The sequence below is a fragment of the Paenibacillus sp. J31R120 genome, from assembly GCF_056269225.1.
Map to the genome: position 1 here is coordinate 85,836 of NZ_JBWDNN010000013.1, position 15,345 is coordinate 101,180.

Annotated in this window: 13 protein-coding genes and 1 pseudogene; 4 read left to right on the forward strand and 10 right to left on the reverse strand. The window is 51.8% G+C overall.

Annotated features, from left to right (window positions below; all coding sequences use genetic code 11):
- Window positions 1-3: 3 nt before the first annotated feature.
- Window positions 4-1,701, reverse strand: coding sequence for an Hsp70 family protein (locus tag AC0YNW_RS27825; RefSeq protein WP_475834643.1), 1,698 nt, complete (start codon window positions 1,699-1,701; stop codon window positions 4-6).
- A 232-nt stretch (window positions 1,702-1,933) separates the two neighbouring features.
- On the reverse strand, window positions 1,934-3,340 hold the full coding sequence (locus AC0YNW_RS27830; protein WP_475834644.1) for an MFS transporter: 1,407 nt from the start codon (window positions 3,338-3,340) through the stop codon (window positions 1,934-1,936).
- A 119-nt stretch (window positions 3,341-3,459) separates the two neighbouring features.
- Between AC0YNW_RS27830 and AC0YNW_RS27835 the strand changes: the two genes are divergently transcribed.
- Window positions 3,460-4,356, forward strand: a complete 897-nt coding sequence (locus AC0YNW_RS27835) for a LysR family transcriptional regulator (RefSeq protein WP_475834655.1) — start codon at window positions 3,460-3,462, stop codon at window positions 4,354-4,356.
- Window positions 4,357-4,415: 59 nt separating this feature from the next.
- The gene (locus tag AC0YNW_RS27840; protein ID WP_475834645.1) at window positions 4,416-6,110 is read left to right on the forward strand and encodes a M3 family oligoendopeptidase; all 1,695 of its coding nucleotides are present in this window, start codon (window positions 4,416-4,418) and stop codon (window positions 6,108-6,110) included.
- 64 nt (window positions 6,111-6,174) lie between these two features.
- On the opposite strand, the gene AC0YNW_RS27845 is transcribed toward AC0YNW_RS27840, so the two are convergent.
- From AC0YNW_RS27845 to AC0YNW_RS27860, 4 genes are all read right to left on the reverse strand, one after another.
- The gene (locus AC0YNW_RS27845) at window positions 6,175-8,133 is read right to left on the reverse strand and encodes an ABC transporter substrate-binding protein (RefSeq protein WP_475834646.1); all 1,959 of its coding nucleotides are present in this window, start codon (window positions 8,131-8,133) and stop codon (window positions 6,175-6,177) included.
- A gap of 102 nt (window positions 8,134-8,235) precedes the next feature.
- Window positions 8,236-9,639, reverse strand: a complete 1,404-nt coding sequence (locus AC0YNW_RS27850) for a hypothetical protein (RefSeq protein WP_475834647.1) — start codon at window positions 9,637-9,639, stop codon at window positions 8,236-8,238.
- Window positions 9,640-9,657: 18 nt separating this feature from the next.
- Entirely contained in the window at window positions 9,658-10,431 is a 774-nt protein-coding gene (locus tag AC0YNW_RS27855) for a DODA-type extradiol aromatic ring-opening family dioxygenase (protein ID WP_475834648.1), read from the reverse strand.
- The gene (locus AC0YNW_RS27860) at window positions 10,428-11,099 is read right to left on the reverse strand and encodes an alpha/beta hydrolase (protein WP_475834649.1); all 672 of its coding nucleotides are present in this window, start codon (window positions 11,097-11,099) and stop codon (window positions 10,428-10,430) included. The genes AC0YNW_RS27855 and AC0YNW_RS27860 overlap by 4 nt, the downstream gene beginning before the upstream one ends.
- Window positions 11,100-11,252: 153 nt before the next feature.
- On the opposite strand from AC0YNW_RS27860, the gene AC0YNW_RS27865 reads away from it, so the two are divergent.
- A complete protein-coding gene (locus AC0YNW_RS27865) occupies window positions 11,253-11,804 on the forward strand; it encodes a helix-turn-helix domain-containing protein (RefSeq protein ID WP_475834650.1) in 552 nt (183 codons plus the stop codon).
- A gap of 66 nt (window positions 11,805-11,870) precedes the next feature.
- Here AC0YNW_RS27865 and AC0YNW_RS27870 read toward each other — a convergent pair whose 3' ends face one another.
- Window positions 11,871-12,263 (reverse strand): winged helix-turn-helix transcriptional regulator, encoded by a 393-nt coding sequence (locus AC0YNW_RS27870; RefSeq protein ID WP_475834651.1) that lies wholly within the window; start codon window positions 12,261-12,263, stop codon window positions 11,871-11,873.
- 250 nt (window positions 12,264-12,513) lie between these two features.
- Here AC0YNW_RS27870 and AC0YNW_RS27875 point away from each other — a divergent pair, with 250 nt between their 5' ends.
- The gene (locus tag AC0YNW_RS27875) at window positions 12,514-13,053 is read left to right on the forward strand and encodes an NAD(P)H-dependent oxidoreductase (RefSeq protein ID WP_475834652.1); all 540 of its coding nucleotides are present in this window, start codon (window positions 12,514-12,516) and stop codon (window positions 13,051-13,053) included.
- A 100-nt stretch (window positions 13,054-13,153) separates the two neighbouring features.
- Here AC0YNW_RS27875 and AC0YNW_RS27880 read toward each other — a convergent pair whose 3' ends face one another.
- The 3 genes and pseudogenes from AC0YNW_RS27880 to AC0YNW_RS27890 form a co-directional block, all read right to left on the reverse strand.
- Window positions 13,154-13,426, reverse strand: a complete 273-nt coding sequence (locus tag AC0YNW_RS27880) for an alpha/beta-type small acid-soluble spore protein (RefSeq protein WP_475834653.1) — start codon at window positions 13,424-13,426, stop codon at window positions 13,154-13,156.
- Between the two features lie 140 nt (window positions 13,427-13,566).
- Window positions 13,567-14,295 carry an MOSC domain-containing protein gene (locus tag AC0YNW_RS27885; protein WP_475834654.1) on the reverse strand — a complete coding sequence of 243 codons (729 nt, stop codon included), beginning with the start codon at window positions 14,293-14,295 and terminating at the stop codon, window positions 13,567-13,569.
- A 122-nt stretch (window positions 14,296-14,417) separates the two neighbouring features.
- Window positions 14,418-15,345 (reverse strand): annotated as a pseudogene (locus AC0YNW_RS27890) (hypothetical protein); the annotation flags it as partial.

Sequence of the window (15,345 nt, forward strand, 5' to 3'; positions counted from 1 at the left end):
GCTCTACTCTCCCTTTGCCTCAATAGCGTCGAATACGTCCTTCAGCAGCTTCTTCATCTCTGCAATCTTTCGCGGCTCCTGCTTGTCCAGCGTATCTTCGAACTCCCGCAGCAGCTTCGCAATCTCCATCCGCTCATAGCCGATATGCTCTTCATACAGCCTCTCGCCGCGCGCGATGACCCACTTGTTCTCTTGCTGGTCGCGGGGATGAATCTTAAGCGTAGCGAGCTGTTCGATGCGCCTTGCCATCTCCTCCTGGGACATATCGCCCGGATTGCGCTCGATCATTATTTGTTTCACAAGGCCGGTGGACGGCACCTTCACTTCGACCTCCAGCAAGCCGTTGATGTCATAGGTATACCGGACATCGACGCATTCCTGTCCTGCCGAACGACCCGGCACAGGTACGTTAATCTCCCCAAGGAAGATATTTTCCCGCGAAAGTCTGGCTTCCCCTTGCAGAATATCGACCTTGATCATCCGCTGATTGTCATTAGTTGTATAGAAGCGCTCAATCCGACTCACCGGGATGGCCGTGTTGCGCTCAATAATCGGGAAGAAATGCCCGCTCTCATGATAGCCGTTCGATTTGGTTACCGAGACCGAAGTGCCCAGCGTATAAGGACAAACGTCAGTCAGGATGACTTCCTTCAGGCTTTCATGGCGCTCCTTCAAGCCCGCCTGAATGCCAGCCCCTATCCCCACAACTTCATCCGGGTTCACATTGGCATACGCCAGCTGCCCGAACAGCTTGCTGACGAACGTGCGGATGAAGGGCAATCTCGTTGCGCCGCCTACGAGCAGAATGGCGTCGAGATCCTTCACCTTCAGCGAGGCGTCGGACAAAGCCCTCTCGATTGGCGCCCGAAGCCGCTGCAGCAGCAGCTTCGTCGCCAGCTCGTATTCATCCTGGCTAATCTCTAACGCAAGCTCACTGTCCTTATGCATAAAAGCCATTCGCGCGGCGCGCTTGTCGGCGAATGACAGCTTCGCCATCTCCGCTTGCTTACGCAGCTTCGCGAACTCTTTCGGCTCAAAGTCATCCTCCGTTAATCCGTGACGGTTCAAGAACATATCAATCAACAGCTGCGTGAAGTCCTCACCGCCCAGGTAATTGTCCCCCGCTACAGCTCTGACCTCCATCACTTGGTCGAATAACTCCAAGATGGATACGTCGAAGGTGCCGCCTCCCAAATCGAAGACCAGAAACTTCGTATCCGCATCCCGTTGGTGAAGTCCATAAGCGATGGCTGCCGCCGTCGGTTCCGTAACCAGACGCTCCACTCGTAGCCCCGCCAGCTCACCGGCGCGAACCGTCGCTTTGCGTTGCACATCGTTGAAATACGCCGGAACGCTAATCACCGCTTCATGCACAGGCTTGCCCAGCACATGCTCCGCATCCTTCTTCAGCGCTTTAATGACAAGCGCCGACAGCTCTTCAGGCAGAAACTCCTGCTCGCCGAGCTTAAACAGCTTTTTCGTACCCATATACCTTTTGAAGAAAGACGCACTAAGCTCGGGATGAGAGATTTGCCGCTCCAGCGCGATCTGTCCCACGACGAATTCGCCATCGCCGTCCATGCTGACCGCCGATGGCGTCAGATGCTTCCCAAGCCCGTTCGGGATAATAACCGGTCCTTCCTCCGTCCAATAGGTAACCAAACTATTCGTTGTCCCCAGATCAATGCCTATGATCGTCATAAGTCCTCCGTAATACATCCGTTAATGGTGATATCCTCAATATCTTACAAGATTGCTCTATCTCTTGCTATATCAAAGTATATCGGCAAATAGCCCGGCACTCCATAGCTTCCTGCATAGCATCTGTAAACTAGACAAGCTGCAAGCATAGTCTCCCAAGCACTTAGCTTCCATCACAAAAAGCGGCAGAAAACCGTCCAAGGACGACTTCTGCCGCTAATCGATATCTGATTCAATTGAGCTTGCGCATTAAACTAATCACTAGCAATATAGCGCCGATGCACGCACCGGTCAGCGCAATGGTATGCAGACCCGCCGTCGTCACCGTAGTACCAAACGCTATACCGAGCAGGCTGGTTGACAGAATGCCGCCGACCGAACGGAAGGTCTGGAACAGGCCGGATGCCGCTCCCGTCTCGCTGGGCTTGGTATGCTGGAAGAGCGCCGTCTGAAGTCCCATATTGTTCATCCCATTCGTTATTCCTACGATAGAAGTAGCCAATAAGATGAAGAAGATCGGTGTATCCTCGCCCATAAACAACAGCAGCAGCGTGCCTAGAAGCAGTGTGCTGCTCCCGGCAATAATGGCGGGCCGGTAGCTCCAGCGCTGGATGATGCGAACCGCGATTGGCGTCGCCAACATTCCGATTCCCGCGAAAGGCAGCATCAGAAGGCCTGCTGTCTGCGGATCATAGCCCTTCACCTGGCCGAGCCATAATGGCATACTGAAGAACAAGGAGTAGAACACGATATTCAGCCCAGCGAACTGCGCATATACCGATTGCAGTTTCACATTGCGGCCTAACATGCGCAGATCAATGAACGGCTTGTCCGTCTTCAGCTCTCTAATGCCGAAGAGAACCGCAAATACCGGAACGACCGCAAGCAGCCACCACATGGCGCCTGAGCCGAGCGAGGTGAGGAACAGCATGAAGCTGATCAGCATTCCCATGAACAAGAGGACGCCAGGCACATCCAGCAGCTTCAACAAGCCGCCGCTGCTCCCCTTCTCCCGCTTGCGGTCGGCAGGCATCCAGCGGTAAGCCAGCACGATCACGGCTAGCGCAATCGGAATATTGATCCAGAAGATCGAATGCCAGCCGTTGTGCTGAACCAGCAGACCGCCCAGCGTCGGGCCGAATGCCGCCATGACATTGGCGGATACCGAGATGATGCCTAGCGACGACGTCATGCCCTTAGGCTGTCCGCCAGTTGCCGGTTGGGCGAAGGAGCGGACAATCGCCATTCCCGCCGGAAAAGCTACCGTGCTGCCGAGCGCCAGCATAATCCGGAACGCCAGCAGCCAGCCGAATGACGGCGCCCATACGGAGAGCAGGCTGCTCGCAACGACAATCGTGAGCCCCGTCATCATGACGCGGCGAGCGCCGAGCAGATCCGCAAGCTTGCCCATTAACGGCTGTCCGGCTGCCGCTGCCAGATAGAAGCCCGTAATGAGCCAGGTTGCCGTCGCAACATTAATGCCATAGCTTGCGCCTATGCCCAGTAGCGCAACGGCGATCATAGAAGAATTGAGCGGATTGAGAATGACGCTGAGCGCGACGACCCATGTCATTTTACGTAGCGAATAGGTGGATGGAATGGTATTCATTGTAGCCCTATGTTGTTCTGTTGCTGCCATCTTCATTCATTCCTTTGCCATATCTGTCATAAACCCATTGTAAATGGGAATGCTCATAAAGAAAAATAGATGATATCGAATGAATTAATAATGATTTTATTATAAAGGGAGATGCGATGATGGATTTGCAGCATTTGAAATATTTTCAGACCGTGGCCAGACTGGAGCATATGACATATGCCGCCCAAGAGCTGCATATCGCCCAGCCCGCTCTTAGTGTCATTATCTCTAGGATGGAGGAACAGCTCGGCGTGCCCCTGTTCGACCGGCAAGGCAGGCGTATCAAGCTGAACCCATACGGCAAAATCTATCTGGAGAAGGTTAATTTGGCGCTTCATGCGCTGGAGGAGGGCCAGCGCGAGCTGTCCGATCTGGCCGGCATCGAGAAGGCAACCATCAGCATTGCGGCGACGACGCTGAACCGCTTCTCGAATGTGCTGGGACCCTATCTGGCTGCCCATCCGCAAGCGAACTTCCGCATTATGCAGACGCCTACGGAGGAGATGAAGGTCCAGCTGCTGCAAAGCGGCGAGATCGATTTCGTCTTTGCCGCGCCGCCGATTACAGCCGAAGGGATAACCGGCTCGAACTTGCTGACCGAGGAAATCATGCTGGTCGTGCCGCCGCAGCATCGCTTTGCGGGTCGGAGCAGCATACGCCTTAACGAGGCAGCCAATGAACCGTTTATCAGCCTTAAGCCGGGATACAGCTTCCGCGATCTGACCTTCTCGTATTGCGCGGAGGCGGGCTTCGTGCCGCGCGTCGTGTGCGAGGGAGATGAGCCTACCTCTATCGGAAGCCTGGTAGCAGCCGGGCTCGGCATCGGTTTTCTTCCTGCCGCAGCACGTAGAAATAATGGCTCGCTCGTCTTTCTCACCATCGAGGAGCCGGTATGCATGCGGTCGATGCAACTGGCCTGGCTGGAGGGCCGTTATGTATCGGGAGCGGCCCGTTCGTTCCGAGATTTCGTCATTGGCTACTTTGCCGCGGGCAGCGACAATTTGGTTGTAGACTAACCCCATTCCATCCGGCGTATAATGGAGTATGTAAATGACAGGAAAGCAGGTGCAAGCACATGAAATTTAGTACATATGCCTACGAACGACCGGACGTGAAGACGTTCGAGCTGCAATTCAAGGAATTGCTGAACGCATTCACGAGCGCAGCTACGTACGAAGAACAGGATGAAGCCATGACTGCGGTCAATAAGCTGCGCAGCGAATTCGATACGATGCAGACGATTGCCAGCATCCGCCATTCCATCGATACGAACGATGAGCTTTACAAAGCGGAGCAAGACTTTTTCGATGAGAACGGTCCCATCGTCCAGGAATACATCACCGATTACTATCGCGCACTGGTGGATTCTTCTTTCCGCGAACAGCTTGAGGCGAAATGGGGACGTCAGCTCTTCCAGCTGGCTGAGCTGTCGTTGAAGACGTTCAGCCCCGCCGTTATCGAAGATCTTCAGCTTGAGAATAAGCTGACCACGGAATACAGCAAGCTGCTTGCCTCCGCCAAGATTCCATTCGAGGGAGAGGAGCGTACACTTGCGCAGCTCACGCCATTCCAGCAGTCGCCGGACCGCAGCATGCGTAAGCGCGCTGCTGAAGCATCCTTCGGCTTCATGGCTGAGCATGAGGCCGATTTCGACCGTATCTATGACGAACTGGTCAAGACACGGACGAAGATCGCGCATAAACTCGGCTTCCACAATTACGTCGAGCTTGGTTATGCTCGAATGAGCCGGACGGATTACAATGCCGAGATGGTCGCAAACTTCCGCGAGCAGGTGCTGGAGCATATCGTTCCAGTCGCCTCAAAGCTGAAGGAGCGCCAACAAAGCCGCATCGGTGTCGATGACTTGCTGTACTATGACGAGAACCTGGCGTTCCTGTCGGGCAATGCCACTCCGAAAGGCGATCCCATCTGGATCGAAAGCAACGGCGCAAAGATGTACGCCGAGCTGTCACCGGAGACCGATGAGTTCTACCGCTTTATGCAGGATAATGAACTGATGGATCTCGTCAGCAAGAAGGGCAAGCGCGGCGGCGGCTACTGCACGTATATCAGCGAGCATCAGGCGCCGTACATCTTCTCCAACTTCAACGGGACATCAGGCGATATCGACGTCCTGACGCATGAGGCGGGGCATGCCTTCCAGGTGTACCAAAGCCGGAGCTATGCGGTGCCGGAATACAGCTTCCCAACCTACGAGGCTTGCGAGATCCATTCGATGAGCATGGAATTTTTCACATGGCCGTGGATGGACCTCTTCTTCAAGGAAGATGCTGACAAATACCGCTTCGACCATCTGGCAAGCGCATTGATCTTTATTCCGTATGGCGTAACGGTCGATGAATTCCAGCATTTCGTCTATGAGCATCCGGAAGCGACCCCTGCGGAGCGGAAGGCGGCATGGCGGAGAATCGAGAAGAAATATTTGCCGCATCGCCAATATGCGGATAATGATTATCTGGAGCAAGGCGGATTCTGGCATAGACAGAGCCATATCTTCAATTCGCCGTTCTATTACATCGACTACACGCTCGCGCAGATTTGCGCGTTTCAATTCTGGAAGAAGATGCACGAGGACCGCAGCGCCGCATGGACGGATTACCTGAACCTATGCAAGCTTGGGGGCAGCTTGTCCTTCACCGAGCTTGTCGCCAAAGCAGGTCTTGTCTCACCATTCGAGGACGGCTGCGTCACTTCGGTCATTGGAACGATCGACAGCTGGCTGAATGAGGTAGACGACCAATCGTTATAAATAGGCCTCGCACCTAAAAAAGACGGCAGCCGGTGATTAAATCGGCAACCGTCTTTTTCTTTATTTATTTTGCGGCATTCGCTTTTGCCCGCTCCTCCATCATATTGGTAATATCCTGAATTTGGTTCAGCACCGAGATCGGATCGGAGAAATAGAAGCGGTAACCGTCAATTTCGTACAGCTTATTATTTTTGACCGCAGGCAATGTTCCCCAAACTGGGTCATTCGCATAATCATACGATTCGTTCTTCATGTCCACCGCCATAAAGATATAATCGCCGGCATACTGATCAACGACCTCGCTGGAAATAGTGGCCCAGCCTGCCTTCGGATCGATATCCCGGATGACATTTTCATTCATAGGCATGCCCAGTTCACCGTGTATGGTTCCTCCCGTAAAAGCATTCCCGTAAAGCGTGAACTCCTTTTTGATCCCTCCGGCAAATACAGCGACTGTCTCGCCCTCTTGCAATAAGGCTTGTACCCGCTTTTTGGCTCCGCCGAGCTTCTCCTCGAATTCCTCCAGCCAAGCCGCAGCCTTAGCCTCCTTATTCAGGATGACTGCAAGCTCCTTTACTTGTTCCCGAACGTTGGTGTTACTTTCAAGATAAACCGTTGTTGCAATTTTGGAATAGGCCTCATATTTCTGGGCATCCCCTGTCACAATAAGGTCGGGATTCAGCGCTACTATCGCTTCCAGGCTTTCAGACACATCCGTTATTCCGTCTACTTGATCCTGCAAATATGGATTATCAATAAACATACGGTTGCTGCCCACAGGCTTGACATCTAACGCCAGCAAGTAACCCAGATAGAAATCGGTCACCACCCGCTGGGGATTGTCCGGCACTTCAATCTCTCCCATGGAAGTCGACACAAGACGTGTGCCTCCATTAGCCGCAGGATCTGCGGTTGCAGTTGCTTCCGAAGTTGTCTGCGGGGCTGTATGATTAGAAACGTTTGAATTAGTGCTGTTGCCCGTATTGGCGCTCCCGCAGGCGCCAAGCAGCAAGCCGAAAGCAAGCAGCAGGCTGGCCGGCACCATTTTTGCAAAGTTGAACATGTTGTCTGATCCTCCATTCATGTGTTGATAATAATTATCATTATCATGAATAGAAATATAGCATGGGTCATTCGGGTGGGCAATGGGATTTCTCCCGGCCTGTGATGTAATATCCTCCTTATTGTCATGCTTGCGGAACGCTTGCGGAGACATCCCCATCTGTTTTTTGAAGGCATTGCTGAAGTAGTAGACATCCCGGTATCCAATTGCGGAAGCAATCATATACAGCGGAAGTTTGGTTTCGGTGAGCAGCTCGCAAGCCTTTCTTATACGTAAGCGAATCAGGCAATCGATCGGACCGCGATTGAGCACTTGCTTGAAGCAATTCGAGAGATGGCCTGGGCTTTTGTTCATGGCAGCTGCCAATGTATCAAGGGTATGCGGATCGGCATAATGCTTGAGCATATACTCCAGCGTCATCGTCACCAGCTCAGCCGGACTTGTCGTCTTGGTCACTTGAGATGCGGCATGATAATGCGGGATGACCCCCGACAGCCATTGATAGAAGGCCGCTTTCAATTGCAGGGATCCCGCTGTCTCCTGATTTCGGCTTATTTCAAGCATAGCGGACAGCAGCTCATAGATGATGGCCGGTTGGCCGGGGGTCAAATGGTAGACGGACTCGAACGGATTGCAGCTGTCCAGCAGCGCAAGCTGATGTTCCGTCAACCTATTTCTTAAATCGGCTTCATAACAGAGCATGCTGTACTCAACCCCGTCTACCCCTGCGTTTACTTCACAATAGCTTTTCTGAGGCATATGAATGATTTGCAGATCGTTTACGGAGTAAGTCCGGCGGTTCAGCATCAATAGCGCTGTCCCTTTGCTTATGCAGAAGAAACCATTATTGCTGGACGTAAAAACGCTGCGTTCGCCGGGTTTAAGCATATATTTTTGAATATGGATATGTTCGATATGGGCTTGATTCCATAGCGCAATGTGTTCGCTCAGCTGCAACATAAGGGTACAATCTCCACTCTCATTAAGGTCACTGGTTATAGTTTATCATGGATATTCGTCCCGTACAGTTGTGGATCGCTCTGCCAAGACTCAATAGCCAAACTACAACAGAATCCTCCACAGGGCCAAATAAAGCACAAGCGCAGCAGCCATCCATAGCGCATAGGCATAATTCGGCCGAGCCATCTCCATAGCGGTCTTGTTCTGCAAGCCGGCGAGCAAATGATTGACAGCCGAAGCTGGCGAGATCGGGTTGGATAAGCCCCAGCTGCCTAGCAGCAGCACCGCAAAATAAGCGGAGGATAGGCCCACCGCAGCGGGATCAATACCCGTGGCAAGGATCGTAACCGGCACAATGGGATGAAGTCCGATCCAGGAGGTCGCCATAATGAGCAGAACGGTAAATAGCGTAAACGCCAGCCAAAGCGGTACCGGCAGCTTCTCCAGCAGCTCAGGCACATAGGCTCCGAAGCCCGTCGATCGAATGGAGCCGCTGAAAAATCCGGCAGCAAGGAATAACGTAATCTCCTTCTGGAGAGCTGGCAGCGTAACCGATATATGATTCGCAATGCCTTGTCGGTAAGTATCCATTGCTCCTTTAGCCGCACACCAAAGCAGCGGAATCAAGACTGCGCCCAGACAGGTGATCAGCACCATTGGCAGCTCTAGCAGCCACTCCAGCAGCAGAATAGCTCCAATCGCCAGAACAAGATAAGCAGCCAGTCCAAACGGAAATGATGCGCGGGCTGACAAATTGCCTACCGGAGCGGGTCTGACCTCCTCTGCTTCCCGCTCTGTGTCCATATCAGAATCATTCTGCTCACTGCGCCATAACTCGCGTCTACTCACGACCATGCTTATCAATAGGCTAAGGAGCGATAAACCAATAATATAAGGCAGAATCGACGTCCAGCGGAGCGATAGTGCAGACGTGACTAATGCCATCGCAGCGAAGTAAGGCGACCACATAATCGCTCCGCCGAAGCCCCGATTCATCGCTGCAGCCAGCAGCCGGGCTGCACCGCTCGCATGAGGCTTGACGAAAGCGAGATGATAGACGACCGAGATGGAGCCTACATTGATGAACGCGCCCATGATCTGGGTAAGCAGTTGAGTGCCTGTGAACATCACGGCTTTGCTTTTGACGCTCTTTTCATAGAAGCGGCGCAGCGCCGCCACGTATGCCGGCAGACGAACGGGAATGCCGAACAACGGTGCGAATACAAACAGGGTAACAAGCGTTGCATTAATGGCCGCCGACTCAAACCAAAGCCGGACATCCGCTTTCTGGAGCAGCATGAGCAGAACTCCGCCCGCCATAAAACCCGTCGCCAGCCACTTGGATATCCCTTTAAGCCTTGGAAGAGCCAGTGCAATAGCCAGAAACGCCAGTCCCCCAAGCGGATAAAGCAGCAGCTCCACATGGGTGAGCTGCTGCACGATAAAGATGGCAGCGAGCGAGAACACGACTGTTCTCTCCGCCGCTGCCCGTATAGATGTTGCCATACGATTCGCCTTCTTCTTTTAATTAAACTGCCAGCAGCTCAGGCTTAGATTGCCGTACTGATAGCTGCGGTGAAGCAGCTTCGCCTGCCGGTTCTCATCACCTGTGCCCATCGCAAGCAGCAATGGAATGAAATGCTCGCTTGTCGGAACCGCATCGCGCGCATGAGGAGCCAGCTCCATGTAACGGAACAAGGCCTCCACATCCCAATTCTCCAGCTTGCTCTGCAACCAATTATCGAAGGATTCGGCCCAGTCGTCAATGCCGTCGCTCGACCGCCAGTTCAACCGTCGCAAATTATGAACCGTTCCGCCGCTGCCGATAATCAGAACATCTTGTTCCCTAAGCTCGCCAAGCGCCTTGCCAATCTCATACTGCTGCTCCGGCGTCAAATGCCGGTTCACAGACAGCGCGACAACCGGAATGTCCGCATCCGGATACAGCAGCTTCAGCACAGCCCATGCGCCGTGGTCAAGGCCCCGCTCTTCATCCAATACGCTGTCGATGCCTTGCTTGGCGAATAAGGATTGGATACGCTCGCTCAGCGCTCGATCGCTTCGGGCCGGATAGGTTATCCGGTACAGCTCATCCTGGAATCCGCCAAAATCGTAAATCGTGCTGTATGGCTCCGCCGCGCCAATCGTCTGGACAGACTCCTCCCAATGGGCGGAAAATAATACGATCGCCTTCGGCTTAGGCGTATTTGCGCCAAATTGCTTCATCAATTCTGTATAGGCATGTTCCTCCAACACAAGAGAGGGCGCTCCATGCGCGAAAAAATAAGAAGGCATCATTGTCCCATCGCTCCTTTATCATTGTTTTTTGCCTCATCTTGCTTCAGCCAGCTCACATAATCAGCCATGTTCTCCTCTGTCACCCCATGATCGGACGGGTATGTTTTAAAAGTCAGCTTGGAGGTTACGCTACCCATATATTCGGCTGTCTCATGGCCGATGCGAATCGGGAATACGGAATCGAACTCTCCATGGGAGACAAATACCGAGACGTCACTCATCGATTGGACGTCATATTCGGTTTTCACGAATTGCGGAATATACCCGTTCAGCGCCACAATGCCCCGCAGAGCGTTCCCCATCGTATGGGCAAGCGTCAAGGAAAGAATAGCCCCTTGGCTGAACCCCAGCAAGTAGCGGCTGCCCGCATCCACCGGATATTTCTCTGTTGCATACTCAATAAAGGCTTCGAGCTGCTGCACAGCCCGGTCGAATGACTCGCGCAAGGGATTGCCCAGGCTTTTCAGCTCATAATATTGATAGCCTGCCCCAAGCAGCAGATCCCCGCGAATATGAATTGTAATAAAGCGGTCTTCAAACTGCTTCGTCAGACCCGCCATATTGCCCTCATTTGACCCTTTCCCATGAAGCGTGAATAAGGCAGGGTACGTCATGCCGGGCTCCATGCCCTCTGGCAAGTGAATCTGGTAAGCGTATGCTGGTATCATATAAAACTCACCTCTCGGTTCAAAATATTAGTAATAAAGAAATTAATTTTATATAAGTAATTTATACGAATGGACACTGGAATGTCAATGGAAAAATTGATAATATGAATATATCATCTGTATTACAAATATTTTTGAGGATGCGTGAACCCTATGGATATCGGCTCCAACATTCGGGCCATACGAAAGCGGAAAGCGATCACGATCGCCCAAATATGCGAAGAAACCGGCCTGTCCCAAGGCTTCTTAAGTCAGGTCGAGACGAATAAAACCTCACCCTCCATTGCTACGCTGGAGAATATTGCGAATGCCCTGAAGGTGCCGCTTGCTTATTTGCTGCTGAAAAAAGAAGACCGCATGCATATTGTGCGCAAGTCGGAGCGCAAAGTGACCACCAGCGGCAGCGAGCAGCTGAAGGTGGAGCATCTCAGCTCCTCCAAAAATGTAAACATGATGCTTGTCGAGTTCCCTCCCGGCGCATCTACAGGCGAAGTTCCCCATGCCCATGAAGGGGAAGAGGTTCATGTGGTGATCAAAGGCCGAATTTATGCCGAGCAAGGTGAAGATTCTGCCGAATTCGAGGAGGGCGACTCCTTCTCCTGGAATGCCTGCACGCCCCATCTCGTCCGCAATATCGGCGATGAGCAGGCAATCGTTCTGATTTCCGTCTATACGGAGACCGAGCAGCAGCAGCCTTATACATAGCTCGTTTCAAAAATAAAGAAGAGCACCCTCCCGAATGAGTGGATGCTCTTCTTTCGTTCGCCTCTTCTATTGGGATTGCGGATGAGGATGATTGGCATAGTCCTCTTCCTGCTTGCCCTCTTGCTCCATCATAAAATCCATATGCTTATAGCCCCAGCCGCACATATCCGTTAAGACCGCGCTTAACGTCTGGCCATGCTCCGACAGCTCATATTCAACCTTCGGTGGAATCTCTTGATAGACCTTCCGTACAACCAATCCGTCCCGCTCCAGCTCCCGCAGCTGATTAGTCAGCATGCCCTGCGTCACATTAGGCAGCATCCGGCGCAGCTCGCCAAATCGCTTCGTCCCATGATAGAGCAGAATAAAGACAATAAGCGGCTTCCACTTTCCGCCGATTACCTGGAGCGTTGCTAATATGCCCTTCGTTCGAGTAGGATCATTTTCATCCATTGGCATACCGTTCGCCTCTTCCCGCTTTGAAATATTCATTACCGTTACTTTATCAGAGTATCTCGCATAACAACAGTACGCAGTTTCAACGTACTTAGTACGTTTTTCCGTACTGTCTGACTGTAAGCCAGCAAGAGCCAATGGTACGTTTTATAGAACCTAGTACGGGAAAACTGCGTACTTTTCAACGAACAGATCTTGCTTAATAATGGAGTTGTAATCGCGATTGCTACAACAACTGAAAGGGTGTATTTCCTTGCATATTTTAGTTATAAACGCTCATCCTCATTTACAGGATTCCCGCGGCAATAGAGCTTTGGCTCATGAACTAGAAACTTATGAACTTATCCATTTCCACAATCTTTATGAGCAATATCCTGACTGGAACATTGATGTGGAAAAGGAACAGCAATTATTACTCGCCTATGACCGCGTCGTCTTCCAATTCCCCCTGTTCTGGTATAGCACACCGCCGCTGCTTAAGAAATGGTTTGACGATGTACTCACCTTCGGCTGGGCTTACGGACCTGGAGGCACCCAGCTTCAAGGGAAGGAGTTTCTGGCTGCCGTCACAACGGCCGGGACAGAGAAGCAATACCGCTCCGGGGGACAGAATGCCTTTACCATTAGCGAGCTGCTCAGACCGATTCAGGCGACCGTTACCAAAATCAATGGCATTTACCTTCCTGCATTCGTGCTCTACCATGTTCAAGAGCGGACTGATGAGTATCTTGCCGAACAGGCTAAGGCATATGTGGAGCATATTCGCCAGGACGCTGCCGCGCTGATGTATTAATAGATAACAAAACCGCCAGAGTTCGTTGAACTGCACCCCAATCGCTAGATGGTGTCTAACTAGTGGGTGCAGTTCAAGTCATGCTCTGACGGTTCTTAATTTATTGCTTGGACAAACGGTCCTGTGCCATGCGTACGAGCTCCCGCACCATCGAACCGCCGATTTTGCCGCCAATATGTCCGGCAGATTCCGTCGACAGATCGCCATTGTCGCCTTGTCTAAGCGGAATACCCAGCTCCTTGGCCACCTCATACTTCACATCGTCAGGCCGCTCGGGATTCACATTATACCCCTCTTGCTTCATCACGTTTGCCTTGAATGCCTGCATGCCGCGCGCTGCCTCCGGCACAATATACTTTCTTCTCCGGGTCATAATGATCGCTCCTTCTGTCTTTTAACCATAGGTTGCCCGAATAAGTCCGGCCTACGCAATGTGATTATTGGCAAGAAGCGTAGATCTAAATATGTATCCTTCGCAAGGATGATTCATTCTGTTCAAATCTGATGGCTTCGCTATTCCGGAGACTCGTCCAACAGATAGACAGGATCGCCGTCCCGGATATTTCCCGTCTTGACAACTGAAGCATACACACCGACGTTCATTTGAAAGTGCTCATGCACTTGCTTTAGCAAGGAGGGGTCTCTTTCGAGTGTTCCCGGATCTAGCGTAATCATCGAACAGCGCTCGCAGTCGGAATCAATCTGAAGCTCAGCATTGCCTACACGTATCCGTCTGCCGATCCAGCTTTGCTCCCCTTCTTCCTGCGCTTCCAGCTTCACCATGAGATTGGGCCGAAAACGAAGCGCATCGAGCTCCTTGCCCCACTTTGCTTCGACCCTCTTCACCGTCTTGTCCGTCAAAAGGAGAAGGCTCGCCGCATCAACAGACAGCAGCTCATCGTTCTCAGGATTCGGAGCAAGCATCGCCGACATGGACAATTTTTTTCGCGAGAGAGCTTGAATCTGCTTTAATAGCTGGTCATCCCAGCTATACCTTTTGCCATCCGGCCCGCTAATCCTTACTCCCTCATTCTCATAACTTGCGTGATAGGACAGCATATCCGGAATGGTTCTAGCGGTAACAAATCGGTTCCAGCCTTCTTTGGTCTCATCATAAAACGAGCATACACGATCACCATGCAGCCCGTATTCCTCCAACTCACAACCCTCCAGCCGTTCTCCACCGAACGACTTGACGGGGTAACGATAGATCGCGCTTATCTCTCCGATACGCTTTGCCATTTTGCGAGCCTCCATCCTAGACCTGTCATTTTTATCTATAGTCTAACCCAAATGATTTCTATAACAAAAAAAAGCAGCAGCCCCTCTCCCGCTAAGGGACAAGAACTGCTGCGCATCAAAGGTTAAGCTTCAATTTTCACTTCAAAGGAGAAAGGCTCCTCAGGGTTTCCGACAAAATGAAGCTTTCCGTCACTTGTTTCTAACACCATATAGACGTATAAGGTCTCGCCAATCAGGTTTACAATATTCGGTGTTTCGATTGTAATACCGCCTTGTCCGCCCGAAAGCTCCTGTCCCTCATGAACAAAGACGTATTCGCCGTATTCCGATTCCAAATAAGCAATGTCCTCGGCTGCCGGAGCTTCATCATACTTAACGGTTGAGATCAGATAATAAGACATTACAGACTGTACTGGTGCGTATTGGACATTAAGAAAAATGCCATACAGCGGCGGATTACCTTCATATGATCTCCACGAGCCTCCGCTGACTTGTGCGCTTAAGGGCTTGGAAACCGTAATAGAACTGATCTCGGAAAGACCATGTTCATTCTCTCCAACGACAAACAGCGTATACGGCTCATCCAGCAATAGTTGAACAGAATATACGGTACATGGCTCAGTAGCTGTTCTAACACTCGTTGGCTCATAGGAAGATGCTGCAATCGCTTTTTCCTTAATTTCACCTTTTGTTAAGGGAGCATGCTCTGTACCGGAATGATAAATAAAATACAGCTTGTCCGCATTCGTCGATTCCACCATAAAATTAATGCCTGCATCCGTGAATACAACCGGCTCTACCAACAAAACCTCTGGCACCTGGCTAGGCTCAGGTGTCACAGTTGGCCCTGGCGACTCGGTTGGTCCCGTGCTTTCGCTCGGTTTCGGCGACTCCGAAGGCTTTGGTGTTGCGGTCGTTACTGGCGACTCCGTCGGTCCTGTGCTTTCGCTCGGTTTCGGCGACTCCGAAGGCTTTGGTGTTGCGGTCGTTACTGGCGACTCCGTCGGTCCCGTGCTTTCGCTCGGTTTCGGCGACTCCGAAGGCTTTGGT

Bases quoted from the DNA above. Each gene is read 5' to 3' on its own strand.
- AC0YNW_RS27825 (WP_475834643.1), bottom strand. From the start codon at position 1,701: ATGACGATCATAGGCATTGATCTGGGGACAACGAATAGTTTGGTTACC.
- AC0YNW_RS27830 (WP_475834644.1), bottom strand. From the start codon at position 3,340: ATGGCAGCAACAGAACAACATAGGGCTACAATGAATACCATTCCATCC.
- AC0YNW_RS27835 (WP_475834655.1), top strand. From the start codon at position 3,460: ATGGATTTGCAGCATTTGAAATATTTTCAGACCGTGGCCAGACTGGAG.
- AC0YNW_RS27840 (WP_475834645.1), top strand. From the start codon at position 4,416: ATGAAATTTAGTACATATGCCTACGAACGACCGGACGTGAAGACGTTC.
- AC0YNW_RS27845 (WP_475834646.1), bottom strand. From the start codon at position 8,133: ATGTTGCAGCTGAGCGAACACATTGCGCTATGGAATCAAGCCCATATC.
- AC0YNW_RS27850 (WP_475834647.1), bottom strand. From the start codon at position 9,639: ATGGCAACATCTATACGGGCAGCGGCGGAGAGAACAGTCGTGTTCTCG.
- AC0YNW_RS27855 (WP_475834648.1), bottom strand. From the start codon at position 10,431: ATGATGCCTTCTTATTTTTTCGCGCATGGAGCGCCCTCTCTTGTGTTG.
- AC0YNW_RS27860 (WP_475834649.1), bottom strand. From the start codon at position 11,099: ATGATACCAGCATACGCTTACCAGATTCACTTGCCAGAGGGCATGGAG.
- AC0YNW_RS27865 (WP_475834650.1), top strand. From the start codon at position 11,253: ATGGATATCGGCTCCAACATTCGGGCCATACGAAAGCGGAAAGCGATC.
- AC0YNW_RS27870 (WP_475834651.1), bottom strand. From the start codon at position 12,263: ATGCCAATGGATGAAAATGATCCTACTCGAACGAAGGGCATATTAGCA.
- AC0YNW_RS27880 (WP_475834653.1), bottom strand. From the start codon at position 13,426: ATGACCCGGAGAAGAAAGTATATTGTGCCGGAGGCAGCGCGCGGCATG.
- AC0YNW_RS27885 (WP_475834654.1), bottom strand. From the start codon at position 14,295: ATGGCAAAGCGTATCGGAGAGATAAGCGCGATCTATCGTTACCCCGTC.